The organism is Pseudomonas frederiksbergensis (genome assembly GCF_001952935.1).
Taxonomy (GTDB): Bacteria; Pseudomonadota; Gammaproteobacteria; order Pseudomonadales; family Pseudomonadaceae; genus Aquipseudomonas; species Aquipseudomonas frederiksbergensis.
In genome coordinates this window covers 1,962,699-1,987,630 of the sequence record NZ_CP018319.1, presented here as the reverse complement: position 1 = coordinate 1,987,630, position 24,932 = coordinate 1,962,699, and the positions used below count along the sequence as shown (strand labels likewise).

General features: G+C 60.3%; 20 protein-coding genes. 10 read left to right on the top strand and 10 right to left on the bottom strand.

Going from position 1 to position 24,932, the window contains the following annotated elements:
• Window positions 1-11: 11 nt before the first annotated feature.
• The 9 genes from phaC (PFAS1_RS09210) to PFAS1_RS09170 all read right to left on the bottom strand — a co-directional run bounded on the left by phaC (PFAS1_RS09210) (window position 12) and on the right by PFAS1_RS09170 (window position 12,577).
• Complete coding sequence (phaC, locus tag PFAS1_RS09210) at window positions 12-1,694, bottom strand: class II poly(R)-hydroxyalkanoic acid synthase (protein ID WP_076028947.1); 1,683 nt, start codon at window positions 1,692-1,694, stop codon at window positions 12-14.
• Window positions 1,695-1,822: 128 nt separating this feature from the next.
• A complete protein-coding gene (gene phaZ / locus PFAS1_RS09205; RefSeq protein WP_076028946.1) occupies window positions 1,823-2,677 on the bottom strand; it encodes a poly(3-hydroxyalkanoate) depolymerase in 855 nt (284 codons plus the stop codon).
• A gap of 144 nt (window positions 2,678-2,821) precedes the next feature.
• Window positions 2,822-4,501 carry a class II poly(R)-hydroxyalkanoic acid synthase gene (phaC, locus tag PFAS1_RS09200; protein WP_076028945.1) on the bottom strand — a complete coding sequence of 560 codons (1,680 nt, stop codon included), beginning with the start codon at window positions 4,499-4,501 and terminating at the stop codon, window positions 2,822-2,824.
• Between the two features lie 257 nt (window positions 4,502-4,758).
• A complete protein-coding gene (locus PFAS1_RS09195) occupies window positions 4,759-5,139 on the bottom strand; it encodes a gamma-butyrobetaine hydroxylase family protein (protein ID WP_033055352.1) in 381 nt (126 codons plus the stop codon).
• 206 nt (window positions 5,140-5,345) lie between these two features.
• Entirely contained in the window at window positions 5,346-6,686 is a 1,341-nt protein-coding gene (gene hslU / locus PFAS1_RS09190) for an ATP-dependent protease ATPase subunit HslU (RefSeq protein ID WP_076028944.1), read from the bottom strand.
• Between the two features lie 54 nt (window positions 6,687-6,740).
• Entirely contained in the window at window positions 6,741-7,271 is a 531-nt protein-coding gene (gene hslV / locus PFAS1_RS09185) for an ATP-dependent protease subunit HslV (RefSeq protein ID WP_007899242.1), read from the bottom strand.
• Between the two features lie 404 nt (window positions 7,272-7,675).
• A complete protein-coding gene (locus PFAS1_RS09180) occupies window positions 7,676-8,380 on the bottom strand; it encodes an SPOR domain-containing protein (protein WP_074872886.1) in 705 nt (234 codons plus the stop codon).
• A gap of 1 nt (window position 8,381) precedes the next feature.
• On the bottom strand, window positions 8,382-10,118 hold the full coding sequence (gene argS / locus PFAS1_RS09175; protein WP_076028943.1) for an arginine--tRNA ligase: 1,737 nt from the start codon (window positions 10,116-10,118) through the stop codon (window positions 8,382-8,384).
• Between the two features lie 239 nt (window positions 10,119-10,357).
• Window positions 10,358-12,577: a primosomal protein N' gene (locus PFAS1_RS09170; protein ID WP_076028942.1), complete on the bottom strand. Its 2,220-nt coding sequence runs from the start codon at window positions 12,575-12,577 to the stop codon at window positions 10,358-10,360.
• 302 nt (window positions 12,578-12,879) lie between these two features.
• On the opposite strand from PFAS1_RS09170, the gene rpmE reads away from it, so the two are divergent.
• The 3 genes from rpmE (at window position 12,880) to PFAS1_RS09155 (ending at window position 15,377) form a co-directional block, all read left to right on the top strand.
• Window positions 12,880-13,110 (top strand): 50S ribosomal protein L31, encoded by a 231-nt coding sequence (rpmE, locus tag PFAS1_RS09165; RefSeq protein ID WP_008149553.1) that lies wholly within the window; start codon window positions 12,880-12,882, stop codon window positions 13,108-13,110.
• 14 nt (window positions 13,111-13,124) lie between these two features.
• Window positions 13,125-13,925 (top strand): thermonuclease family protein, encoded by an 801-nt coding sequence (locus PFAS1_RS09160; protein ID WP_076028941.1) that lies wholly within the window; start codon window positions 13,125-13,127, stop codon window positions 13,923-13,925.
• 183 nt (window positions 13,926-14,108) lie between these two features.
• On the top strand, window positions 14,109-15,377 hold the full coding sequence (locus PFAS1_RS09155) for a malic enzyme-like NAD(P)-binding protein (protein WP_008149557.1): 1,269 nt from the start codon (window positions 14,109-14,111) through the stop codon (window positions 15,375-15,377).
• Between the two features lie 231 nt (window positions 15,378-15,608).
• Here the strand turns inward: PFAS1_RS09155 and PFAS1_RS09150 are convergent, their stop codons facing one another.
• Window positions 15,609-18,050, bottom strand: a complete 2,442-nt coding sequence (locus PFAS1_RS09150) for a penicillin-binding protein 1A (protein ID WP_371916910.1) — start codon at window positions 18,048-18,050, stop codon at window positions 15,609-15,611.
• A gap of 218 nt (window positions 18,051-18,268) precedes the next feature.
• Between PFAS1_RS09150 and PFAS1_RS09145 the strand changes: the two genes are divergently transcribed.
• From PFAS1_RS09145 to aroB, 7 genes are all read left to right on the top strand, one after another.
• Window positions 18,269-19,333, top strand: coding sequence for a pilus assembly protein PilM (locus PFAS1_RS09145; protein ID WP_076028940.1), 1,065 nt, complete (start codon window positions 18,269-18,271; stop codon window positions 19,331-19,333).
• Window positions 19,333-19,899 carry a PilN domain-containing protein gene (locus tag PFAS1_RS09140; RefSeq protein WP_076028939.1) on the top strand — a complete coding sequence of 189 codons (567 nt, stop codon included), beginning with the start codon at window positions 19,333-19,335 and terminating at the stop codon, window positions 19,897-19,899. Before PFAS1_RS09145 ends, PFAS1_RS09140 begins: the two co-directional genes overlap by 1 nt.
• A complete protein-coding gene (pilO, locus tag PFAS1_RS09135; RefSeq protein WP_076028938.1) occupies window positions 19,896-20,519 on the top strand; it encodes a type 4a pilus biogenesis protein PilO in 624 nt (207 codons plus the stop codon). Before PFAS1_RS09140 ends, pilO begins: the two co-directional genes overlap by 4 nt.
• Window positions 20,516-21,043, top strand: coding sequence for a pilus assembly protein PilP (locus tag PFAS1_RS09130; RefSeq protein WP_076028937.1), 528 nt, complete (start codon window positions 20,516-20,518; stop codon window positions 21,041-21,043). Before pilO ends, PFAS1_RS09130 begins: the two co-directional genes overlap by 4 nt.
• Window positions 21,044-21,056: 13 nt before the next feature.
• A complete protein-coding gene (gene pilQ, locus PFAS1_RS09125; protein WP_076028936.1) occupies window positions 21,057-23,147 on the top strand; it encodes a type IV pilus secretin PilQ in 2,091 nt (696 codons plus the stop codon).
• Window positions 23,148-23,151: 4 nt separating this feature from the next.
• Window positions 23,152-23,670, top strand: coding sequence for a shikimate kinase AroK (gene aroK, locus PFAS1_RS09120; protein WP_010464421.1), 519 nt, complete (start codon window positions 23,152-23,154; stop codon window positions 23,668-23,670).
• Window positions 23,671-23,821: 151 nt separating this feature from the next.
• Window positions 23,822-24,922 carry a 3-dehydroquinate synthase gene (aroB, locus tag PFAS1_RS09115; protein ID WP_033055371.1) on the top strand — a complete coding sequence of 367 codons (1,101 nt, stop codon included), beginning with the start codon at window positions 23,822-23,824 and terminating at the stop codon, window positions 24,920-24,922.
• Window positions 24,923-24,932: the final 10 nt, after the last annotated feature.

Below are 24,932 nucleotides of genomic sequence, written 5' to 3'. Positions count from 1 at the left end.
TTCGTTGAACGTCAGCGCACACGCACGTAAGTACCGGGTGCTGCCTCCATCGGTGGATAGTTCTGGTTGCCAAGCACCATGCGGGTCTCTTTTTGCGCACCTGAACGTTCTTGAATCCAGCCCAGCCATTGGGTCCACCAACTGCCATCGACTTGCTTGGCGTCGTAATACCAGGCCCGTGGGTCAGAGCTCAGCTTCGTGCTCTCGACGAAGTGGGCTTTCGGGTTTGAGGGTGGGTTGAGAATGCTCTGCACATGACCGCTGTTGGACAACACGAAGCGCCGCTCGCCACCCAGCAGCAGGGTCGAGCGATACACCGCATCCCACGGGGTGATGTGGTCGTTGATGCCGGCGACGCTGAAACTGTCGACGGTAACTTTCTGCAAATCGATCGGCGTGCCGCACACTTCCAGACCACCCGGATGACTCAGCGGGTTGTGTTTGAAGAAGTCCAGCAAGTCGCCGTGCAAGGCTGCCGGCAAACGTGTGTTGTCGTTGTTCCAGTAGAGGATGTCGAACGCCGGAGGTTCTTTGCCCAACAGGTAGTTGTTAACGAAATAGCTCCAGATCAAATCGTTGGGGCGCATCCAGGCGAAGACCTTGGCCATGTCGCGGCCGTCCAGCACGCCTTTCTGATAGGAGCGACGCTTGGCCGCTTCAAGCGTCTGTTCGTCGGCGAAGAGGGTCGCAGGCGAGTCCATCTGGCTGTCGAGCAGGCTCACGAGATAGGTCGCGCTGGACACTCGCCGCAATTGTCGCTTGGCCTGCAAATGGCCTTGCAGGGCGGCAATGGTCAGCCCGCCCGCGCAGGCGCCCATCAGGTTGACCTCGCGAGCGCCGGTGATTGCCCGGCACACATTCATCGCTTCTTCGACGGCTTCGACGTACGTCGACAGCCCCCATTCGCGATGACGCACATCCGGATTGCGCCAGCTGATCATGAAGGTTTGCAGGCCGTTCTTCAGGGCGAACTGGACGAAGCTGTTGTGCGGGCTCAGGTCGAAAATGTAGTACTTGTTGATCTGTGGCGGCACTACCAGCAGCGGTTTGGAATACTGCTTTTCGCCCATGGGCTTGTACTGGATCAACTCCAGCAGCTCATTGCGAAACACCACGGAGCCCGTAGTGGTGGCGACTGTTTTGCCGACTTCGAAAGCTTGCTTGGTGACTTGTCTGGGCAGGCCGTCGTTGTGAAGTAAGTCATCGACCAGGTGGCTGATGCCTCGCACCAGGCTGTTGCCGCCGGAGTTGAAGATCTCCTTGATCGCCAGCGGATTAAGCAGGCTGTTGGACGGTGCCATGGCGTCGTTGAGCAAGGCGAACGCGAAGTGCGCGCGGGCGCGATCGTCCGGGGTCATGTTGCTCTCGTCGATCCAGTGTTTGACCTGCTTCTGCCAGCTCAGGTAAGCCTGCAAACTGCGGCGATAAAAAGGATTGAGGCTCCACGCCGGGTCGGCAAAGCGATTGTCCTGCGGATTGGTCGGGTGCAAGGTTTCGCCCAGCAGTACGCGGCCCAGTTGACCGCCCAGCTTCAAGGCGTGTCGGGCGGTGTGCACCGGGTTGCGCAATCCATGGGCGGCCACGCTGCGCAGGGTGGAAAACAGATCCCGACCACGCAGACCGGTAATTGCACTCTGCGCATTAATGAACGCGGCGGGAGTGGATAAAAATTCCCTCGCTGGTTTTTCGCGCATGAATCAACACTCCTTCGTCTTCAGGCCAAATACAGATACACCGAACCAGAACACCATAGACGCTGTTGCGGGTTGTTGCGCGGCGCTGCGTCTTCCCGACCCCTTTTTGTAACAAAAGCCAGGGCCGATTAGCCGCCCAATGGCGCCGGATGCGGATGCATCACGGCACGCTGACGTTCTTCCTGGAGAAACTTCATGATGATCGGTGCCACTGCTTCGGCCCGGGTAATCAAGAACAGATGCCCGTCATCGATGATGTGCAACTGGGCGTTGGGAATCCGCCAGGCCAGTAAGCGCATGTTGACCAACGGGATCAGCGGATCGTCGTCACCAGCCAGGACCAGGGTTGGCTGGTGGATCTTGTGCAACCAGTGAATGCTGGTCCAGCCGAGGCCGGCGAACAGCTGCCAGTAGTAACCGAGCTTGCCTGCCGAGCGGACCTTGGCGGCATGGCTGGCGGCCAGGGTCGGATCGCGACGGAACGCACCGCCATAGATCATCGGCGCAATACGGATCACGTGGGATGGCTGGATATAGCGTCGTGGGCTGGCCATCATCCACAGGACTTTCGGCTTGCCCGGCACCATCACCGTGCCAGCCGCCGTGGCCGCCAGAACGAGTTTCTTGCAGCGCTCGGGATAGTCGTAGGCGAACTGCTGTGCCAGGGCGCCACCCCACGACACGCCAATCACGTTGACTTGCCCGTAGTCGAGATAGTCGAGCATCCGCGCCGTGAGTTTCGCCAGGCCCGGAAAGCGATACGGTTGCCTTGGCGTCGACGAACCGCCGACACCAGGAACGTCGAAGGCGATGACCTCAAGGTCCGGGTCCAACGCCGCGACGAACGGAAACACCAGCTCCAGGTTGGCGCCGATGCCGTTGAAAATCAGCAAGGGCGTCAAGTGAGGCTTGCCGGGGCGTACCGCCGTGCGGAGGGTCTGGCCATCCAGGTCGACGGTACGAAATATGAACGGTTGCGGCATGCTTCAAGCCCTGTGGGGTCACTCTCTCAATTTCACCCCCGATCCCCTGTAGGAGCGCGCTTGTGTGGCGAGGGGATTTAGCGACGTATCGCTAAATCCCCTCGCCACACAAGCTCGCTCCCACAGGGGAGCGAGGTGTGTCAGTTACCGCTCATGCACATACGTGCCTGGTGCAGCTTCACCTGCTGGATAAGCCTTGTTGCCCAATTTCGTCGGGGACTTTTTCAGCTCGCCCGAACGCTCGGCTTGCCACGCCTGCCAGTGCAGCCACCAGGAATCGGTGTGCTTGGTGGAATTTTCTTGCCACTCCTCGGCCTTGACCGGCATTTCGGAGCTGGTCATGTAGCGCGATTTCGGATTGCCCGGCGGGTTCAGAATGCTCTGGATATGCCCGCTGCTGGACAGCACGAACTCAACCTTGCCACCGAACAGTTGCGCCGACTTGTAGCAGGACTTCCACGGAGTGATGTGGTCGTTGGTTCCGGCCAGGGAGTAGATGTCGGCAGTGACCTGCTTCAGATTGATCGGCGTGCCGCACACTTCCAGTGCATCAGGACGGATCAGTGGGTTGGTCTTGAACATCTCGATCAGGTCGCCGTGGAACGCGGCGGGCAACCGTGTGGTGTCGTTGTTCCAGAACAGGATGTCGAACACCGGCGGCTCGTTGCCCAGCAGGTAGTTGTTGACCCAGTAGTTCCAGATCAGGTCGTTGGGGCGCATCCAGGCGAAAACTTTCGCCATGTCGCGGCCTTCCAGTACGCCGGCCTGGTAGGAGTGGCGTTTGGCGGATTCGAGGGTCTGCTCGTCGACGAACAGTGCCACGTCGCTGTCCAGGGTGGTGTCCAGCACGCTGACCAGCAGCGTCAGGGCGTTGACCTTTTTCTCGCCGAGTGCGGCGTAGTGGCCCAGCAAGGCGGTGCAGGTGATGCCGCCGGAACAGGCGCCGAGCATGTTGATGTCTTTGCTGCCGGTGATCGCGGTGACCACGTCGACCGCTTCCTTGAGCGCTTCGATGTAGGTCGACAGACCCCACTCGCGCTGCTCCTTGGTCGGGTTGCGCCAGCTGACGATGAACGTCTGCATGTTGTTGCGCAGGCAGAAGCGCGCCAGGCTCTTGTCCGGGCTCAGGTCGAAAACATAGAACTTGTTGATCTGCGGTGGCACTACCAGCAGCGGGCGCTCGTGGACTTGCTCGGTGGTCGGCCGGTACTGGATCAGTTCCAGCACGTCATTGCGAAACACCACCGCGCCTTCGGTGACGCCCAGGCTCTTGCCGACCTCGAATGCGCCCATGTTGACCTGGCTCGGCATGCCGCCGTTGTGCACCAGGTCCTTGGCCAGATGGGAGAGGCCGTCGAGCAGGCTTTTGCCGCCGGTTTCGAAGAAGCGTTTGACCGCCGCCGGGTTGGCCGCACTGTTGGTCGGGGCCATGGCTTCGGTCATGAGGTTGATCACGAAATGCCCGCGTGCGACGTCCTTGGGCGAGAGGTTGCTTTCGCCGATCCAGTCGTGGAGTTCCTTGCGCCACGCCAGGTAAGTTTGCAAATAACGTTTGTAGAGCGGGTTCTGACTCCAGGCCGGGTCGTGGAAGCGACGGTCATCGCTTGTCGGTTGCAGCGCGGATTTGCCGAACAGCACGTTCTTCAGTTCGATACCGAAATGAGCGACATGCTTTGCACTGTGAATCGGTTGTTTGATGGCCTGGGTCAGCACCATACGGGCAGAGCCCAACAGATCTTTTCTACGCAGTCCAACGACCGGATTCAGCCCCAAGGTATTTTCCGAGGCCTGAACTTTCAGGTCATCGTTATTCTTGTTACTCATCTACGACGCTCCATTGTCCTGAGACGAGTACCTGGGTCCAGCTGTGCAGTCCACAGCCAGTGCCAGGTACTACTGCTCGGGTGACCGTTAATTCTGCATCGCTGCTTTTTAGTTCAGAGAGCACTGCAGGTACCTTGCCAGCTCCATTGGTTACCCGAGTTTAATTTTTTTCGCAAGCAGGCCAATCGTTGACCCGAAAGCGGAGCATTCAAACAGATGGAATTAGAAAATGCCTTCTAATGAGCGAGAGGCCCGAGTTAGAGCATCAGCTTGACGATGGATTCGTTCGGGTCGCGGGTCTTTCCGGCGGCTTTGAGTTCGGCAAGATAATCGTTCCAGAGATCCTCTTGGCGCACGCCCAACTGGTACAGATATTCCCAAGTGAACAGGCCGCTGTCGTGGCCGTCGTCGAAGGTCAATTTCAGTGCGTACTGACCGGCCGGTTCGACCTTGGTCAGGCCTACGCCGATCTTGCCAAATTGCAGGATAGGTTTGCCGTGGCCCTGGACCTCGGCGGAAGGAGAGTGCACGCGCAGGAACTCGGCGGGCAGGTGATGTTCCTCGCCGGACGCATATTTCAGCGACAGGGTTTTCGAGGCTTTGTGCAGTTTGATGTCGGTGGGGAGTTGGGTCGTCATGGGGCCGGTCGTCCGTCTTAATGGAGGCCCTGTGTCGGCGGGTGATCCTGTGGCGAGGGAGCTTGCTCCCGCTCGGCTGCGCAGCAGTCGTAAATCCGGCGAATGGGGTCTTGCTGATAAACCGCATTCGCCGATTTTGGGGCCGCTTCGCGACCCAGCGGGAGCAAGCTCCCTCGCCACAGAAGCCCGCTCACACAGAATGTGACCTACAGGATATAACGGGACAGGTCTTCGTTCTGCGCCAATTCGCCCAAGTGGCTGTTGACGTATTCGGCGTCGATCAGGATCGCCTTTTCGTCGTGGGCGCTGGCCAGATCGCCGGCGCTGAACGACACCTCTTCAAGCAGGCGCTCAAGCAGCGTGTGCAGGCGGCGGGCACCGATGTTCTCGGTCTTCTCGTTGACCTGCCAGGCGATTTCGGCAATGCGCTTGATGCCGTCCGGCTGGAACTCGATCACCAGGCCTTCGGTTTTCAGCAGGGCGCAATACTGCTCGGTGAGCGACGCGTGCGGCTCGCTGAGAATGCGTTCGAAATCTTCAGGCGTCAGCGCCTTGAGTTCGACACGAATCGGCAGGCGACCTTGCAGCTCTGGCACCAGATCGCTCGGCTTGCTCAGGTGGAATGCACCGGACGCGATGAACAGGATGTGGTCGGTCTTGACCATGCCCAGTTTGGTGTTGACGGTGCAGCCTTCGATCAGTGGCAGCAAGTCGCGCTGTACGCCTTCACGGGAGACGTCGACGCCACCGGAATTGCCGCGCTTGGCGACTTTGTCGATTTCGTCGATGAACACGATGCCGTGCTGCTCGACCGCTTCCAGTGCCTTGGCCTTCAACTCTTCTTCGTTGACCAGGCGACCGGCTTCTTCGTCGCGCACCAGTTTCAGCGCTTCCTTGACCTTGATCTTGCGGCTCTTGCGTTTGCCCTTGCCCATATTGGCGAACAGGCTCTGCAACTGGTTGGTCATCTCTTCCATGCCCGGTGGCGCGGAGATATCGACACCGGTCACTTCGGCGACTTCGATTTCGATCTCTTTGTCATCCAGCTGACCTTCGCGCAGGCGCTTGCGGAACAGTTGGCGGGTGTTGGAGTCAGCGGACGATCCGGCGTCTTCGTTGCTGAAACCCATGCGTGCCGGTGGCAGCAGGGCGTCGAGGATGCGATCTTCGGCGGCGTCTTCGGCGCGGTGGCGAACCTTGGTCATTTCCTGTTCGCGCAGCAGCTTGATCGCCGCGTCGGCCAGGTCACGAATGATCGATTCAACGTCGCGGCCGACATAGCCGACTTCGGTGAACTTGGTCGCTTCGACCTTGATGAACGGCGCGTTGGCCAGTTTCGCCAGACGACGGGCAATCTCGGTTTTACCGACACCGGTCGGGCCGATCATCAGGATGTTTTTTGGCGTGACTTCAACGCGCAGCTCTTCAGGCAGCTGCATCCGGCGCCAGCGGTTACGCAGCGCGATGGCGACGGCGCGCTTGGCATCGTCCTGGCCGATGATATGGCGATTGAGTTCGTGGACGATTTCACGGGGAGTCATGGACATAGTATTGGCGGTCCTCAGGTAAAAGTGAGCCGTGGCGTGGTGGCCAAGACAGGCTTACTCAGCGAGGTCCTGCTCCTCAATGGTGAAGGTGTGGTTGGTGAATACACAGATGTCGCCGGCGATGCCGAGGGCGGTTTCGACGATTTCCCGGGCCGACAGGTCGGTTTTCTTCAGCAGCGCGCTGGCGGCAGCCTGGGCGTAACCGCCACCGGAACCCATGGCGATCAGACCTTCTTCAGGTTCGACCACGTCGCCGTTGCCGGTGATGATCAGAGAAGCGTCTTTGTTCGCGACCGCGAGCATGGCCTCGAGGCGGCTGAGGGAGCGGTCAGTGCGCCATTCTTTGGCGAGTTCGACAGCGGCGCGAACCAGGTGGCCCTGATGTTTCTCAAGCTGGCCTTCGAAGCGCTCGAAGAGGGTGAAGGCGTCAGCGGTGGCCCCGGCAAAACCGGCGATCACTTGGCCGTGGTACAGGCGGCGAACTTTCTTCGCGTTGCCTTTCATAACGGTATTGCCCAGAGAAACCTGGCCGTCGCCGCCCATGACGACTTTGCCGTGGCGGCGAACTGAAACGATGGTGGTCAAGGGAGAGTCTCCACGCAGCGGGGCGAAAATGCCTTATGCCAACTCATATGGGGGTGGTGGAGAGGATTTCAACTGCAGGAAGGGAGAGGGGACGAGCGGTGTGTCAGTGGCAAAGAAGGGGACGGGTGAGTTCCTGTGGCGAGGGAGCTTGCTCCCGCTCGGCTGCGAAGCAGTCGTAAACCCAGCCTCCGCGGTCCGTCTGACGGATCGCGGTGGCCGGATTTGGGAGTGCTGCGCACTCCAGCGGGAGCAAGCTCCCTCGCCACAAAAGCAGGCTGTTTATTGATCGTTCCCACGCTCTGCGTGGGAATGCCTCAAGGGACGCTCCGCGTTCCAGCTCTGGAAAGGACGCGGAGCGTCCCGGGCTGCATTCCTTTGCTGCGCGTGGGAACGATCATGAAGGGTTAGCGGCTTTGGCGTTGTTGTAACAACAGGTTGCTGAACCCGCTGCCAGCCAGTTGTTTCTGGGCGGTGGTCAGTTGTTCGCGATTACTGAACGGACCAACCAGCACTCGATACCAGGTTTCGTCCTTCACGGTGCCGGATTCAACCGCTACCGCCTGACCGAGCAGGATGATCTGGGCCCGAACCTTGTCCGCATCAGCTTCCTTGCGGAACGAACCGGCCTGCAGGAAGAACTTGGTCACCGGCGCCGCTTTGGACACCGGTGGCGCTGGCGGCGGGGTAATCCCGGCCAGGGCGGCCTGAGCCCGTGCGGTATCGATCTTCGCCGCTTGCTCGGGCGTAACCGGTGTCGTCGGAATGGCCGGCACTTGCGGCGTCGGCAGGGTTTTCTCCGGCACCGCATCCGGCGGCACGATGACTTCCGATTCCGGCAGCAACGTGTAGAAGTCGTACTTCGGCTTCACCGGTTGCGTCGGGCTCGGCGGGGTCTTGTTGGCCTCGGCGATCTTGGCTTTCTGCTGCTCGACCTTCTCGCGCTTGACGCTCTCGCTACCCTTGCCCGGTTCCAGTTTCATCAGGAACACCAGAAAAGCGCCGACCGTCAGGCCGATGGCCATCCACAGCCAACCCGGGATCGGTTGCTTTGCAGGAGCTTGGTAACGGCTGGCGCCACGCTTGGGTGCTGGTTTTTTCTTGGCAGCCAACTTACATACGCTCCAGAGTTTCCAGGCCCAAGAGTTCCAGGCCTTGCTTGAGAGTGCGACCGGTCAGCGCGGCGAGGCGCAGGCGGCTCTGCATTTGTGCCGGGGTCTCGGCGCTGAGGATCGGGCAGTTCTCGTAGAAACTGGAGAACAGGCCGGCGACATCGTACAGGTAGGTGCACAGAATGTGCGGCGTGCCTTTGTCGGACACGTTGTTCAGCACTTCGCCGAACTGCGCGAGCTTCGCCGCCAGTTCGTGTTCGTGCGGGGCTTCGAGGACGATCTGGCCTTCGACTTCGCTGAAGTCCTTGCCGAGTTTGCGGAACACGCCGGCCACGCGGGTGTAGGCGTACAGCAGGTACGGTGCGGTGTTGCCTTCGAAGTTCAGCATCAGGTCGAAGTTGAAGCTGTAGTCGCTGGTGCGATGCTTGGACAGGTCGGCGTATTTCACCGCGCCAATGCCCACGACCTTGGCGATGTTGCGCAGTTCGTCTTCGGCAAGTTCCGGGTTCTTTTCTTTCACCAGGTTGTAGGCACGCTCCTGGGCTTCGGTCAGCAGGTCGATCAGCTTCACGGTGCCGCCGTCACGGGTCTTGAACGGACGGCCATCGGCGCCGTTCATGGTGCCGAAGCCCATGTGTTCCATTTCCATCGGGTGCGTCACGAAGCCGGCCAGGCGCGCGACCTGGAACACTTGCTGGAAGTGCAGGGCCTGGCGCTGGTCGACGAAGTACAGCGCACGATCGGCCTTCAGCACACCGCTGCGGTAACGCACGGCCGCCAGGTCGGTGGTGGCGTAGAGGTAACCGCCGTCAGCCTTGACGATGATCACCGGCAGCGGGTCGCCGTCGGCGTTCTTGAACTCGTCGAGGAACACGCACTGGGCGCCGTTGCTTTCGACCAGCAGGCCGGCGGCCTTGAGGTCGTTGACTACGTTGATCAGGTCGTCGTTGTAGGCGCTTTCGCCCATCACGTCAGCCATGGTCAGTTTGACGTTCAGCAGTTCGTAGATTTTCTGGCAGTGCGACAGCGAGATGTCTTTGAACTTGGTCCACAGCGCCAGGCAGTCCGGGTCGCCGGCTTGCAGCTTGACCACCAGGCCACGGGCGCGATCGGCAAACTCTTCGGATTCGTCGAAGCGTTGCTTGGCGGCGCGGTAGAAGTTTTCCAGGTCCGACAGCTCGTCGCTGGTGATCGGGTTTTCCTGCAGATACGCCATCAGCATGCCGAACTGGGTGCCCCAGTCGCCGACGTGGTTCTGACGGATCACTTCGTCGCCGAGGAATTCCAGGACCCGGGCCACACCGTCGCCGATGATGGTCGAGCGCAAGTGGCCGACGTGCATCTCTTTGGCCAGGTTCGGTGCCGACAGGTCGACGACAGTGCGCTGCACCGGACCCGCCTTGCGCACGCCGATATGATCGTCGGCCAGAGCAGCGTCCAGGCGAGTGGCCAGGGCCTGGGTGTTCTGGAAGAAGTTCAGGAAACCTGGGCCGGCGATTTCGGTCTTGGTGACGTTTTCGTCAGCCGGCAGCGCGGCGATGATTTTCTCTGCCAGGTCGCGCGGCTTCATGCCAGCCGGCTTGGCCAGCATCATGGCGATGTTGCTGGCGAAATCGCCGTGAGTCTTGTCGCGGGAGTTTTCCACCTGGATCGCCGGCGACAGGCCTTCAGGCAACACACCTTCGTTGACGAGTTGGGTGATGGCTTGTTGGATCAGCTGGCGAATGGTGTCTTTCATGGTGTTCTCTTTCGACCGCAAGCGCGGCGGCGCCTGGATGCGCTAGTGGAAAAACTGGGCATTATCCGTTGCGAAGACGGGCTTGCCAACTATAGCGGGCTGGTTATGGATATGTGGTGACAAATCGGGCCCCATCGCGAGCAGGCTCGCTCCCACAGGGGATAGGCGTCAATCACCAAACCAATGAACACCACAGACCCATTGTGGGAGCGAGCCTGCTCGCGATGGCGATTTTGAAATCAATACAAATCCACAGGATCGACATCCAGCGACCAGCGCACCGCCCGCCCACTCGGCATCTGCTCCAACACCAGCAGCCAGCTGCTTAATAGTCGATGCAACGGCGCCCGGGCCGTCGCTTGCAGCAACAACTGCGCACGATAACGCCCGGCCCGGCGTTCCATCGGTGCCGGTACCGGCCCTAGCAGTTCAATCCCGGTCAGGTGCTGTTCGGCCAGCAAACGCTCGGCCTCGCTGCACGCCTCATCCAGAAAACCTTCAGCTTGCCCCGGTTTGTGCGCTTCGGCCCGCAGCAGCGCCAGGTGCGCAAACGGCGGCAGACCCGCCGAGCGACGTTCGCTCAACGCCTGTTCGGCAAAGGCGAAATAGCCCTGTTCAGTCAACTGCACCAGCAGCGGATGGTCGGCCAGGTGCGTCTGGATAATCACTTTGCCCGGCTCTTCAGCCCGGCCCGCACGCCCGGCCACCTGGACGATCAACTGCGCCATGCGCTCGCTGGCGCGGAAGTCGCCGGAGAACAGCCCGCCGTCGGCATCGAGAATCGACACCAGCGTCACCCGTGGAAAGTGGTGCCCTTTGGCAAGCATTTGCGTGCCGACCAGAATGCAGGGCTGGCCCTTCTGTATGGTCGCGAACAGCTGATTCATCGCGTCTTTACGCGAAGTGCTATCGCGGTCGACCCGCAGCACCGGGACGTCCGGAAACAAAATCCCCAATCGTTCTTCGGCGCGCTCGGTGCCGGCGCCGACGGGTCGCAAATCGACCTTGCCGCATTTCGGGCAATGCCGAGGGACGCGTTCGACGTAGCCGCAATGGTGGCAGCGTAGTTCGCCGGAGCGCTGGTGCACGGTCATGCGCGCATCGCAGCGCTGACACTCGGACATCCAGCCGCAGTCGTGACAGAGCAAGGTCGGGGCAAAACCGCGACGGTTGAGGAACACCAACACTTGTTGCCCGGCGGCCAGCGTCTGGCCGATGGCCTGCTGCATCGGCCCGGAAATGCCGCTGTCCAGCGGACGACTTTTCACGTCCAGACGTAAGAAGCGTGGTTGCTTGGCGCCGCCGGCACGTTCGTTCAGGCGTAGGAGCCCGTATCGACCGGTGTAGGCGTTGTGCAGGCTTTCCAGCGACGGCGTGGCGGAGCCGAGGACAATCGGGATGTTTTCCTGGCGGGCGCGCACCAATGCCAGGTCGCGGGCGTGATAGCGCAGGCCTTCCTGCTGTTTATAGGAACCGTCGTGCTCTTCATCGATGATGATCAGGCCGGGGTTCTTCATCGGCGTGAACAGCGCCGAGCGGGTGCCGATAATGATGTCGGCGTCACCGTCCCGGGCGGCGAGCCAGGCTTCGAGGCGCTCGCGGTCGTTGACCGCCGAGTGGATCAGCGCGATGCGTGCATTGAAACGCTGCTCGAAGCGCGCCAGGGTCTGGGGGCCGAGGTTGATTTCCGGGATCAGTACCAGCGCTTGTTTACCGGCCTCGAGGGTTTCGCGGATCAACTGCAAATAGACTTCAGTCTTGCCGCTGCCGGTGACGCCGGCCAGCAGGAACGCGTGATAACTGTCGAAACCTGCGCGAATCGCCTCATAGGCCGCACGTTGCTCGGGGTTGAGCGGCAGTTCCGGTTGCGCCAGCCAGTGTTCGTGGCGGGCGTCGGGGGCGTGCTTGCGGATTTCGACTTGCACCAGATTCTTGGCCAGCAGCAAATCCAGGCTGTCCTTGCTCAACATCAGTTTGCTCAACAACTGATGGGCGACACCGTGGGGATGCTGGGCCAGGGTCGCCAGGGCCTCACGTTGACGCGGGGCGCGAGCGATGCGCGGATCATCGAGGCTGGCGCCGGGTGCGGCGGACCAGAAGCGTTCCTGCCGTGCTTCGGCCAGTTCCCCCTGACGCAGCAACACCGGCAGCGCCCAGCTCAAAGTGTCGCCGAGGCTGTGCTGGTAATACTGAGACGTCCACAGGCACAGCTTGAACAGCGCTGGCGGCAGGGGCGGTGTGGCATCGAGCAGGGCCAGGGCCGGCTTGAGCTTTTCTACCGGCACTTCACTGGTGTCGGTGACCTCCACCAGAATCCCGATCATCTCCCGTCGGCCGAACGGCACCCGCAGGCGCATGCCAGGTTGCAACTGGGCACGCAGGACTCCGGCCGGGGCACGGTAATCGAACAGACGGCGCAGCGGCGAAGGCAGGGCGAGGCGCAAAATGGCGTCGGGCACGCGGGGGATTCTCTCTGAGCGGGCAGTAAGAAAGGCTGAGCGCAATCCCTGTGGGAGCGGGCTTGCCCGCGAAGAGGCCTATAAAGTCGGCATCTTCATTGACTGTCAGGACGCTTTCGCGAGCAAGCCCGCTCCCACAGGTCTGCGTGCAGATGATCAGCATTTGGGGCGCGAGCCTAGCAGACGGTCGGTGTAAGGGACAGCTTGCGTGATCGCGAAGGTCTGGTAGAATCCGCGGCCTAATTATGTGCGGTATTCAACAATAGTGTTGAGTGGCGGCACACTAGCCTGAGGAATACACCATGAAAGCCGATATCCATCCAGCGTACGAAACCATCGAAGTAACTTGCAGCTGCGGCAACAAGTTCGAAACTCGTTCGAACCTGTGCAAGCCACTGGGTACTGACGTATGCAACGAGTGCCACCCGTTCTACACCGGTAAGCAGAAGACTCTGGATACTGGCGGCCGTGTACAGCGTTTCGCAGACCGTTTCGGTGCTTTCGGCAAGAAACCTGCTGCTGCAGCAGAGTAAGGTTACAAAGCCCCATGGGCTTTACCTTGCTGATGAAAAAGGCGTCCCTCGCGGGCGCCTTTTTTGTGTCTGCGATTTGGCTTTCCGGTGCCCAGGCCTTCTGCCCGGCGCCGAGCGGGCTGTCATCCGTTGTGGTGCAACGGGTGGTGGATGGTGACACGCTACGCCTGAGCGATGGCCGCAGCGTGCGCATGATCGGTTTGAATACGCCGGAGCTGGGCAAGAAAGGCCGCTCCGACGAGCCGTTCGCCGTGGCGGCACGCCAACGCCTGGAAGCGCTGGTGGCTGCCAGTGATGGCCGAGTCGGTTTGCTGCCCGGTAAAGAAAGCAAAGACCATTACGGCCGCACCTTGGCCCATGTCTACGGCGCCGATGGCGCCAACCTTGAAGCGCAGATGCTTGCTGAAGGGCTCGGTTTCCTGGTGGCGGTCGCGCCGAATGTCGATTTGGTCGACTGCCAGCAAGCGGCGGAACACAGTGCCCGTCGGGCCGGGCTCGGGTTGTGGCGTCAATCCCCTGTGCTGAAAGCGGAGCAGATCAACACGTCCGGTTTCGCTGTGCTCAGCGGCCGTGTGAGCAAGGTTCAGCGCAATCGCGGCGGGGTTTGGATCGAGTTGCAGGATTCGGTTGTATTGCGCGTTGCACCCAATTTGCTGGGGCAGTTCGATGTGGCGAATCTCGAGCGGCTGAAAGGCAGGCAGATCGAGGCCCGTGGTTGGGTGCTGGATCGCTCGCGGCGTGGCGGACTGAAAGAAGGGCAGGCGCGCTGGCTTTTGCCCTTGACCGACCCGGCGATGCTTCAACTGGCGCAGTGATAAAAAATTGTAGACATTTTTTCTGTCGATTGTGAACAGTCAATCCCTTGTGTTCCGCGGCTCTTGGTCCAAAGTCGTAGGGCCGGGCGCTTGACAGGGGTGACTGGTCAGTCTTGTGAGGACTTTGCGAGGCGAGTATCCTCGGCGGTCCGTCTGTCCAACAGTAAAAAGCGGAATGCCCCTATGTCTGATCTGAAAACTGCCGCTCTCGAATATCACGCCCATCCCCGTCCAGGGAAGCTGAGTGTCGAGCTCACCAAGGCCACCGCTACCGCCCGCGACCTGTCGCTGGCCTACAGCCCCGGCGTAGCCGAACCAGTACGCGAAATCGCCCGCGATCCTGAACTGGCCTACAAATACACCGGCAAAGGCAACCTGGTTGCAGTCATTTCCGATGGCACCGCAATTCTCGGCCTGGGTAACCTTGGCCCATTGGCTTCCAAGCCAGTCATGGAAGGTAAAGGCGTGCTGTTCAAGCGCTTCGCCGGCATCGACGTTTTCGACATCGAAGTCGACTCCGAAAGCCCGCAAGCCTTCATCGACACCGTCAAGCGCATCTCCATCACCTTCGGTGGCATCAACCTGGAAGACATCAAGGCACCTGAGTGCTTTGAGATCGAACGTGCTCTGATCGAGCAGTGCGACATTCCGGTATTCCACGATGACCAGCACGGCACCGCGATCGTTACTGCGGCCGGCATGATCAACGCCCTGGAAATCGCTGGCAAAACCCTCGCCGACGCCAAGATCGTCTGCCTGGGCGCCGGTGCTGCCGCCATCTCCTGCATGAAACTGCTGGTGAGCATGGGTGCCAACATCGAAAACATCTTCATGGTTGACCGTACCGGCGTGATCCACTCCGGCCGTGACGACCTGAACCAGTACAAGGCTGTTTTCGCTCACTCGACTGAAAAACGCACGCTGGCCGATGCCCTGAAAGGCGCGGACGTGTTCGTTGGCCTGTCCGGCCCGAACCTGCTGAGCGCTGAAGGCCTGAAATCCATGGCGGCCAACCCGATCGTGTTCGCGTGCTCCAACCCTGATCCGGAAATCGCCCCGGAGCTGGCTCACGCCACCCGTGACGACGTGATCATGGCGACCGGCCGTTCGGACTACCCGAACCAGGTCAACAACGTACTGGGCTTCCCGTTCATCTTCCGCGGTGCCCTGGACGTTCGCGCCAAGCGCATCAACGAAGAAATGAAAGTGGCTGCGGCCAACGCTCTGCGTGAACTGGCCAAGCTGCCGGTTCCTCAGGAAGTGTGCGACGCCTACGGCGGCATCAAACTGGAATTCGGTCGCGAGTACATCATTCCGAAACCAATGGATGCCCGTCTGATCACCGTGATCTCCGATGCGGTGGCCAAGGCTGCGATCGAGACCGGCGTAGCGACCCTGCCGTATCCGAAGAACTACCCGCTGAAAAGCGTGGATGACGTGTTCAACGGCTAAGTCGTTGTAGCGCTTCAACACAAAGCCCCGGCTCTTATTGAGTCGGGGCTTTTTTATGTCTGAGGGTCGCCGATCGTTCCCACGCTCTGCGTGGGAATGCAGCCCGGGACGCTCCGCGTCCCTTTCCAGAGCTGGAACGCAGAGCGTCCCTTGAGGCATTCCCACGCAGAGCGTGGGAACGATCAGCCCCGCTCTTCTTTCGAAGACGGGGCTTTTTGCAGCTTCAGGCGATCAGAACAAATCGATCGGCGCCGCTTCATCCGCTGGCAGTGGGCTTCCCGGTGCAATACCGTTGCCCAGCTCGTTTGCCGACGGTGGCGTATCTTCGGCCTTGAACAGCTCGAAGTAGGCACCTGGCGTGCCTGGGCTGGCTGCACGGCCGCTGATCGGGTCGACTCGCAGGCTGAGGATGCCTTCCGGCTCCGGCTGCGTGTGGGGCGGCAGGTCTTTGAGTGCGGCGCCCATGTAACTCATCCAGATCGGCAGGGCGACGGTGCCGCCGAACTCCTTGCGACCCAGGCTTTCAGGCTGGTCGAAACCGGTCCAGACCGTGGTCACATAATCGGCGTTATACCCGGAGAACCAGGCGTCCTTGGACTCGTTGGTGGTACCGGTCTTGCCCGCAATGTCGCTACGGCCCAAGGCCAGGGCGCGGCGGCCGGTGCCGAGTTTGATGACGTCCTCGAGCATGCTGTTGAGGATGTAAGTGGTGCGGCCATCGACGATGCGCTCGGCCACGGCCGGCGTTTGTGGTGCTGGCTGTGCGGTCAGCGCTTCGCCGGGGGTGGCGCTGACGGTGAAGGCGTTGGCCGCGACAGGGGCAGCGATACCGTCGGTGACGACGTTGCCTTTGGGGACGCTCGGCGGGTTGGCGACGAACAGCGTGTCGCCATTGCGGCTTTCGATCTTGTCGATGATGTAGGGGGTGATCTTGTAGCCGCCGTTGGCGAAAGTGCTCCAGCCTGTGGCGATTTCCATGGGCGTCAGCGTCGCGGTGCCGAGGGCCAGGGACAGGTTGCGTGGCAGGTCCTGCTTGTTGAAGCCGAACTTGCTGATGTAGTCGATGGTGCGGTCAACGCCCAGCGCTTGCAGCAAGCGGATCGACACCAGGTTGCGCGACTTGTAGAGCGCCTCGCGCATGCGGATCGGGCCGAGGAAGGTGTTGGTGTCGTTCTTTGGGCGCCAGACTTTGTCCAGGTACTCGTCGACGAACACGATCGGCGCGTCATTCACCAGGCTGGCGGCGGTGTAGCCGTTATCCAGCGCCGCACTGTAGACGAACGGCTTGAAGCTCGAGCCCGGCTGGCGCTTGGCCTGCATGGCGCGGTTGTAGTTGCTCTGTTCGAAGGCGAAGCCGCCGACCAGGGAACGAATCGCACCGTTCTGCGGATCGAGGGAAACCAGGGCGCCCTGAACCTGTGGGATCTGGCTGAATTTCAGCGAGTTGTCTGGCTGGCGCTGCACACGAATCAGGTCGCCGACCTGGGCGACGTCCGAAGGCTGTTTCGGGTTGGCGCCCATGCTGTTGGTGTTGAGGAACGGCCGCGCCCATTTCATGGTGTCCCAGCTGACATGTTCCTCACCGGTACGGGTCAGCACTTGCAGGCCGGTCTTGTCGACCTGGGTGACGATGGCGGGCTCAAGGCTGCTGATGGTGCGTTGCTTGGTCAGCTCGGTTGTCCAGGCCTCGCGAGTCTTGCCCGGCAGGCGCGACTCCGGTCCGCGATAACCATGGCGCTGGTCGTAGGTCATCAACCCTTCATGGAGGGCGGTGTTGGCCATTTCCTGCAGGTTGCTCGGCACCGTGGTGGTGACGCGGAAACCCTCGGTATAGGCGTCGCTGCCATACCGGCCGACCATTTCGGCGCGGGCCATTTCAGCGATGTACGGTGCGTTCACTTCCGGGGTCGGCACGTGATAGCTGGCGTTCAGCGGCTCGTTGATCGCGGTCGTGTAGTCGGCTTCGGTGATTTTGCCGAGCTTGTACATGCGCCCAAGGATCCAGTCGCGACGCTCCTTGCTGCGGGCCGGATTGGCCAGCGGGTTGAAGCGCGAAGGGGCTTTCGGCAGACCGGCGATCATCGCCATCTGCGCCAGGCTGACATCACGAATCGACTTGCCGTAGTAAACCTGCGCGGCGGCCTCGATGCCATAAGCACGGTTGCCCAGATAGATCTTGTTGACGTACAACTCGAGAATCTCGTCCTTGGTCAACTGCCGTTCAATCTGCAGGGCCAGGAGAATTTCAGTGGTTTTGCGCGAGAAGCTGCGTTCGCTGGTCAGGAAGAAATTCTTCGCCACCTGCATGGTGATAGTGCTGCCGCCGGACTGAATGTGTCCGCTTTTTATCAATTGGGTGGCCGCGCGCATCAGGCTGCCAGGATCGACACCGTAATGATTGGCGAAGTTGTCGTCTTCAGCACTTAGTAACGCATTAATGAAATTGGGCGGAATGTCGGCGAACCGGATCGGTGTGCGGCGCATTTCGCCAAATTCTGCGATCAGCTTGTTGTCGCTGCTGTAGACCCGCAAAGGAATCTGCAACTGGATGCTTCTCAGAGCCTCCACGGATGGTAATCCCGGACTAAGGTAGAGAAAGGCGCCGCTAAGACCGAGGAGCAGTCCGCAGAAAACGGCGACGATGGACCAACCGAAAAATTTCAGCAGACGAATCAAGGCTTTTGGACATCCAGGGCAAAGAATGAATTAGGCATCAGGGTTCAGATAAACAGGGAACGACCCGCACTTGAAGTAAAAACCGGAAAAAAGCGCTGGGCATTATAAGCATTTTTCCGGCGGGAGCGTGATTTGCGCTGCTGTCAAGACGGGTGGTTTGAACGCAATGGATATTACAGAGTCCGTAAGACACGGATAGTCATAGGGAATTGGTAGTGCTAGGACTCTTCAATAAGAAAGCCAATACGCTTCTGGGGATCGACATCAGCTCCACGTCGGTCAAGCTTCTGGAGCTAAGCCGCCAAGGCGACCGTTATCGGGTCGAGGCCTATGCGGTGGAACCTTTACCCACTAATGCGGTGGTCGAGAAAAATATCGCCGAGCTCGAAGGCGTAGGGCAGGCGCTCGCCCGCGTGTTGCTCAAGGCCAAGACCAACCTCAGGAACGTCGCCGTGGCCGTGGCCGGTTCGGCGGTGATTACCAAGACCATCGAGATGGACGCCGGTCTTTCCGACGACGAAATGGAAAACCAGCTGAAGATCGAGGCCGATCAATACATCCCTTATCCATTGGACGAAGTGGCCATCGACTTTGAGGTCCAGGGCGTTTCTGCGCGCAACCCCGAGCGGGTCAACGTGCTGCTGGCGGCCTGTCGCAAGGAAAACGTCGAGGTCCGGGAAGCGGCCCTGGCCCTGGCTGGCCTGACAGCTCGCGTGGTCGACGTGGAGGCCTATGCGCTGGAGCGTTCCTACGGATTGCTGGCGAGACAGCTGGCTGCTTCTCAGGAGCGTTTCACGGTAGCGGTGGTCGATATCGGCGCCACCATGACCACCCTGAGCGTGCTGCACCAGGGGCGGATCATCTACACCCGCGAGCAATTGTTCGGCGGTCGTCAACTGACGGAAGAAATCCAGCGACGCTATGGCCTGACCATCGAGCAGGCGGGGCTGGCGAAGAAACAGGGTGGTTTGCCGGACGATTACGTCATTGAGGTGTTACAGCCGTTTCGCGATGCGCTGGTGCAACAGGTGTCGCGTTCGTTGCAGTTTTTCTTCGCCTCCGGTCAGTACAGCTCGGTCGATCACATTCTGTTGGCCGGCGGTACCGCATCGGTCCCGGGGCTGGACCGCTTGATCGAGCAACGATTGGGTACGCCGACGCAAGTGGCCAACCCCTTTTCCGACATGACACTGAGCAGCAAGGTCAACGCCGGTGCCTTGGCCAGCGATGCGCCGGCACTGATGATCGCCTGCGGGCTGGCCCTCAGGAGTTTCGACTGATGGCACGGATCAATCTTTTACCCTGGCGCGAAGAACTGCGTGAAGTGCGCCGCAAACGCTTTCTGCTGGCGCTGGTCGGTGTGATGGTAGGGGCTGTGGGTGCTGTGCTCATCGCGAACCAGGCCATCAGTGGCGCTATCGATCGGCAAGTGGCTCGAAACGATTACATCGGCAAACAGATTGCCGTGGTTGATGAGCGGATCAAACAGATCAGCGATTTGAAGGCGCGTCGCCAGCAACTGGTCGAGCGCATGCGCATCATCCAGGACCTGCAAGGCAACCGGCCGATCAGCGGGCGTATTTTCGATCAGCTGGCGCGGACGCTGCCCGACGGCGTGTATTTCACTGAGGTGAAAATGGCCGGCAAGTCCTTGTCCATCACCGGAGCGGCGGAGTCCAACAATCGAGTCTCGGACCTGATGCGCAATCTGGATGCGTCCGATTGGTTCGATGCGCCCAGCCTCACGGAAGTCAAAGCGATGACCGCCGGTCAGCTGGATCAGGCCAACGTCTTTCAGCTGACCGTTCGTCAGACCCAGCCCGCCGCTGCGGAGGGCGGCAAATGAGGCTGTCTGACTGGTTCGAAAGCTTGCGCAAGATCGACATCAATGACCTGGACACCAATAACATGGGTTCCTGGCCGCCAGCCATCAAGGCACTGGCGGGTATCCTGCTCATGATGCTGGTGCTTTCGCTGGGCTACAGTTTTTCCATCAGCGACCTTCAGAGCCATCTCGAACTCAAGCGCGAGGAAGAGTCGGCCCTCAAGGAGCAATTCGCCAACAAGGCCCATATGGCGGCGAATCTGGAGCTGTATACGCAGCAGATGAAGGAAATGGAGAACTCCTTTGGCGTACTTCTGCGGCAATTGCCCAGCGACACCGAAGTGCCCGGCCTGCTGGAGGACATCACTCGCACCGGCCTGGGCAGTGGCCTGGAGTTCGAAGAGATCAAACTGCTGCCGGAGAACACACAGCAGTTCTACATCGAGCTGCCGATCCAGATCACCGTCACCGGCGCCTATCATGACCTGGCCACCTTCGTCAGCGGTGTCGCCGGGCTGCCCCGGATTGTCACCCTGCATGACTTCGACCTTGCGTCGGCCAACCCGGAAGGTGGCTCGAAGTTGCGCATGAGAATCCTCGCCAAGACCTACCGCTACAACGACAAGGGGCTGCAAAAATGAGCCCGATTCGTTGCTTGTCGATGGTTGTGTTGGTCGCCGGCCTGGCCGGTTGCGGCGGCGACAATGATTTCAGCGACCTGGATGCCTACATGAACGAAATGCGGCTGCGTGCGCCCGGCAAGATTGAACCAACGCCGACATTTCGGTCTTACCCAACATTCACTTACAGCGCCGCCAACCTGCGAAGCCCGTTTTCCCGACAGATCAGAGTCGATCTGGCCGGCCAGAAACACGGCTCGCGCAACGTCAAACCTGACCTGAATCGGGTCAAGCAGTACCTCGAAGGTTTCAACATCGAGCAGTTTGAAATGGTCGGAACGATCGCCAATGCGACCGGTTCCTTCGCGCTGCTGCGCGGGGCGGGCGGGGTGCATCGGTTGAAAGTCGGCGATTACCTGGGGCGTAACGATGGGAGGATCGTCGCCATCAGTGGTTCGCAGGTCGATGTGGTCGAAATCGTTCCCGACGGCGAAGGCGCCTGGCTGGAGCGGCCGCGGACCATCCCTTTGAAAGAACACTCATAGTGGAACTCGAATAATGAACAGGATTTTCTCAACCTTCGGTACTTCGCTATGGATAGCGTTGCTGTCGCCGATGGTACTAGCGGCCAACCTTGAAGCGCTGGATGTTGCGGCGTTGCCGGGGGACCGCGTCGAGTTGAAGTTGTCGTTCGATGGGCCACCACCGTCGCCTCAGGGTTACACCACGCAATCGCCGGCACGGATTGCGCTGGATCTGCCTGGTGTCGTCAGTCAGTTGAAAAGCAAAAATCGTGAACTGGGCGGCGGAAATGCCCGCAGCGCCACGGTGGTGCAAGCCAAGGACCGTACGCGGCTGATCATCAATCTGACCCAGTTGACGCCGTACAACGCACGGGTCGAAGGCAACACGCTGTTGGTGGTAGTCGGGCAAGGTGCCAACAAAACGGCCTCCAGCCCGGCGCCCAAAGCGCCGCGTGCAGCGACTGCAACGCCAGCCCCGGCGAAAGCCTATGCGCCGGCAGGCAAGGCCATCCGGGGTGTGGATTTCCAGCGCGGCACCCAAGGCGAGGGCAATGTGGTCATCGATCTGTCGGACCCTTCCATTGCCCCGGACATTCAGGAGCGCGACGGCAAGATCATTCTCGGTTTCCCCAAGACCCGATTGCCTGAACCGTTACGTGTTCGTCTGGACGTCAAGGATTTCGCCACCCCGGTGCAGTTCGTCAACGCCAGCGCCACGGGCGATCGGGCCACGATCAGCATTGAACCCAGCGGCGCCTTTGATTATTCGACTTACCAGACCGACAACAAGCTGACCGTCAGCATCCGGCCGATGACCGCCGATGACTTGCAGAAACGCAACACCGAACGCTTCGCCTACACCGGTGAAAAGCTCTCGCTGAATTTCCAGGACATCGATGTGCGTTCGGTGCTGCAACTGATCGCCGATTTCACCAACCTCAATCTGGTGGCCAGCGACACGGTGCAGGGCGGCATCACCCTGCGCTTGCAGAACGTACCGTGGGATCAGGCGCTGGATCTGGTGTTGAAAACCAAGGGCCTGGATAAACGCAAGATTGGTAACGTTTTGCTGGTGGCGCCGGCCGATGAAATTGCCGCCCGCGAGCGTCAGGAACTGGAGTCGCAAAAGCAGATAGCTGACCTGGCGCCCCTGCGTCGCGAACTGTTGCAAGTCAACTACGCCAAAGCTGCCGATATCGCCAAGCTGTTCCAGTCGGTCACCAGTGTCGAGTCGAAAGTCGACGAGCGGGGCTCGATCACCGTGGATGAGCGTACCAACAACATCATTGCCTACCAGACCCAGAACCGCCTCGACGAACTGCGCCGTATCGTCGCGCAACTGGATATCCCGGTGCGTCAGGTGATGATCGAAGCACGGATCGTTGAAGCCAACGTCGACTATGACAAAAGCCTCGGCGTGCGCTGGGGCGGATCGATCCAGAACAAGGGCAACTGGAACACCTCGGGTGTCAGTAATAGTGGGGCGAATGCTTCATCGACCATCGGTACGCCTGGCAGCACCAGCACCAACTCGCCATTCGTCGATCTGGGTGCCGCCGGCAATACCTCGGGGCTCGGGATCGCCTTCATCACCGACAATGTGTTGCTGGATCTCGAGCTGACGGCCATGGAGAAGACCGGCAACGGCGAAATCGTCTCGCAGCCCAAGGTGGTCACCTCGGACAAGGAGACCGCGAAAATCCTCAAGGGCACGGAGATTCCCTATCAGGAAGCCAGCTCCAGCGGCGCAACGTCTGTGTCGTTCAAGGAGGCCTCGCTGTCTCTGGAAGTGACGCCACAGATCACGCCGGACAACCGGATCATCATGGAGGTCAAGGTCACCAAGGACGAACCGGACTACCTGAACAAGGTGCAGGATGTGCCGCCGATCAAGAAAAACGAGGTCAATGCCAAGGTCCTGGTCAACGACGGCGAGACCATCGTCATTGGCGGGGTTTTCTCAAATACTCAGAGCAAGGTTGTAGATAAGGTGCCATTTCTCGGCGATGTGCCGTATCTTGGCCGCCTTTTCCGGCGTGACGTGGTTTCGGAGAAAAAATCCGAGCTGTTGGTGTTTCTCACACCGCGTATCATGAATAACCAGGCGATTGCTGTGAGTCGTTGATTCTGTGCGAAATTTGATTCTTGTTGGACCGATGGGGGCTGGAAAAAGCACCATCGGCCGGTTGCTGGCCAAAGAGCTGCGCCTGCCGTTCAAAGATTCCGATAAGGAAATTGAATTGCGCACGGGCGCCAATATCCCGTGGATTTTCGATAAGGAAGGCGAACCGGGCTTTCGTGACCGCGAGCAGGCGATGATTGCCGAGCTGTGCGGGTGCGACGGCGTGGTGCTGGCGACCGGTGGCGGCGCGGTGATGCGCGAGGCCAATCGCCGGGCGCTGCACGCCGGGGGGCGAGTGGTCTATCTGCATGCGTCTGTCGAGCAGCAAGTGGGCCGCACGTCCCGCGATCGCAATCGCCCCCTGTTGCGTACTGCCGATCCGGCCAAGACCCTTCGGGATCTGCTGGCGATACGCGATCCGCTCTATCGGGAAATCGCCGATCTGGTGGTGGAAACCGATGAGCGGCCGCCGCGTATGGTCGTGCTCGATATTCTCGAACGCTTGCAGCAGCTACCTCCCCGTTAAAGCGCAGCGCGAAATGCGCTATCCTCGGCGTCCTGTCGTGGCCGCTCAAGGTTGTGGCAGATGGCTACCGAACGGCGTCACAGCAGCAGACGCTGTGGACATACGTTAACTCAAGGCAGGACGCCTGATTCCATCTTCACTGTGGGGACACATGCAGACACTCAAGGTCGATCTAGGCGAGCGCAGCTACCCGATTCATATTGGCGAAGGTTTGTTGGATCAGCCGGAGCTGCTGGCCCCGCATATCCGCGGACGGCAAGTGGCGATCATCTCCAACGAGACCGTTGCGCCGCTCTATCTCGAGCGTCTGACCCGCAGCCTCGCGCAGTTCTCGGTGGTTTCCGTGGTGCTGCCGGACGGTGAAGCGTTCAAGACCTGGGAAACCCTGCAACTGATTTTCGACGGTCTGCTGACTGCGCGACACGACCGCCGTACCACGGTCATCGCCCTCGGTGGCGGCGTGATTGGCGACATGGCCGGTTTTGCTGCCGCCTGCTATCAGCGTGGTGTCGATTTCATCCAGATCCCCACCACGCTGCTGTCGCAAGTCGACTCTTCGGTGGGCGGCAAGACCGGGATCAACCATCCGTTGGGCAAGAACATGGTCGGCGCTTTCTATCAGCCGAACGTGGTGCTGATCGATACCGCGACCCTCAATACCCTGCCGGCCCGGGAACTCTCCGCCGGGCTTGCCGAGGTCATCAAATACGGCCTGATCTGCGACGAGCCGTTTCTGACCTGGCTCGAAGACAACGTCGATCGCCTGCGCGCCCTGGACCAGGTCGCCCTGACCTACGCCATCGAGCGCTCTTGCGCGGCCAAGGCTGCGGTGGTCGGTGCCGACGAGCGGGAGACCGGTGTTCGCGCCACGCTCAACCTGGGTCACACCTTCGGCCACGCTATCGAAACCCACATGGGCTATGGTGTCTGGCTACATGGTGAGGCGGTCGCTGCTGGCACCGTAATGGCTTTGGAAATGTCCACGCGCCTGGGCTGGATCAGCGAACAGGAACGCGATCGCGGCATTCGTCTGTTCCAGCGTGCCGGCCTGCCGGTTATCCCGCCAGAAGAGATGACTGAAGCCGATTTTCTCGAACACATGGCAATTGACAAGAAAGTGATCGACGGTCGTTTGCGCCTGGTGCTGCTGCGCCACATGGGCGAAGCGGTGGTGACCGACGATTATCCGAAAGAGGTTTTACAGGCCACGCTGGGAGCGGATTACCGCGCTCTGGCTCAGCTTAAAGGTTAATAAGATCCCG

Coding starts and splice junctions, on each gene's coding strand:
- PFAS1_RS09140 (WP_076028939.1), top strand. CDS start 19,333: ATGGCACGGATCAATCTTTTACCCTGGCGCGAAGAACTGCGTGAAGTG.
- phaZ (WP_076028946.1), bottom strand. CDS start 2,677: ATGCCGCAACCGTTCATATTTCGTACCGTCGACCTGGATGGCCAGACC.
- pilQ (WP_076028936.1), top strand. CDS start 21,057: ATGAACAGGATTTTCTCAACCTTCGGTACTTCGCTATGGATAGCGTTG.
- rpmE (WP_008149553.1), top strand. CDS start 12,880: ATGAAAGCCGATATCCATCCAGCGTACGAAACCATCGAAGTAACTTGC.
- phaC (WP_076028947.1), bottom strand. CDS start 1,694: ATGCGCGAAAAACCAGCGAGGGAATTTTTATCCACTCCCGCCGCGTTC.
- phaC (WP_076028945.1), bottom strand. CDS start 4,501: ATGAGTAACAAGAATAACGATGACCTGAAAGTTCAGGCCTCGGAAAAT.
- PFAS1_RS09155 (WP_008149557.1), top strand. CDS start 14,109: ATGTCTGATCTGAAAACTGCCGCTCTCGAATATCACGCCCATCCCCGT.
- aroB (WP_033055371.1), top strand. CDS start 23,822: ATGCAGACACTCAAGGTCGATCTAGGCGAGCGCAGCTACCCGATTCAT.
- argS (WP_076028943.1), bottom strand. CDS start 10,118: ATGAAAGACACCATTCGCCAGCTGATCCAACAAGCCATCACCCAACTC.
- PFAS1_RS09130 (WP_076028937.1), top strand. CDS start 20,516: ATGAGCCCGATTCGTTGCTTGTCGATGGTTGTGTTGGTCGCCGGCCTG.
- hslU (WP_076028944.1), bottom strand. CDS start 6,686: ATGTCCATGACTCCCCGTGAAATCGTCCACGAACTCAATCGCCATATC.
- pilO (WP_076028938.1), top strand. CDS start 19,896: ATGAGGCTGTCTGACTGGTTCGAAAGCTTGCGCAAGATCGACATCAAT.
- PFAS1_RS09160 (WP_076028941.1), top strand. CDS start 13,125: ATGGGCTTTACCTTGCTGATGAAAAAGGCGTCCCTCGCGGGCGCCTTT.
- PFAS1_RS09195 (WP_033055352.1), bottom strand. CDS start 5,139: ATGACGACCCAACTCCCCACCGACATCAAACTGCACAAAGCCTCGAAA.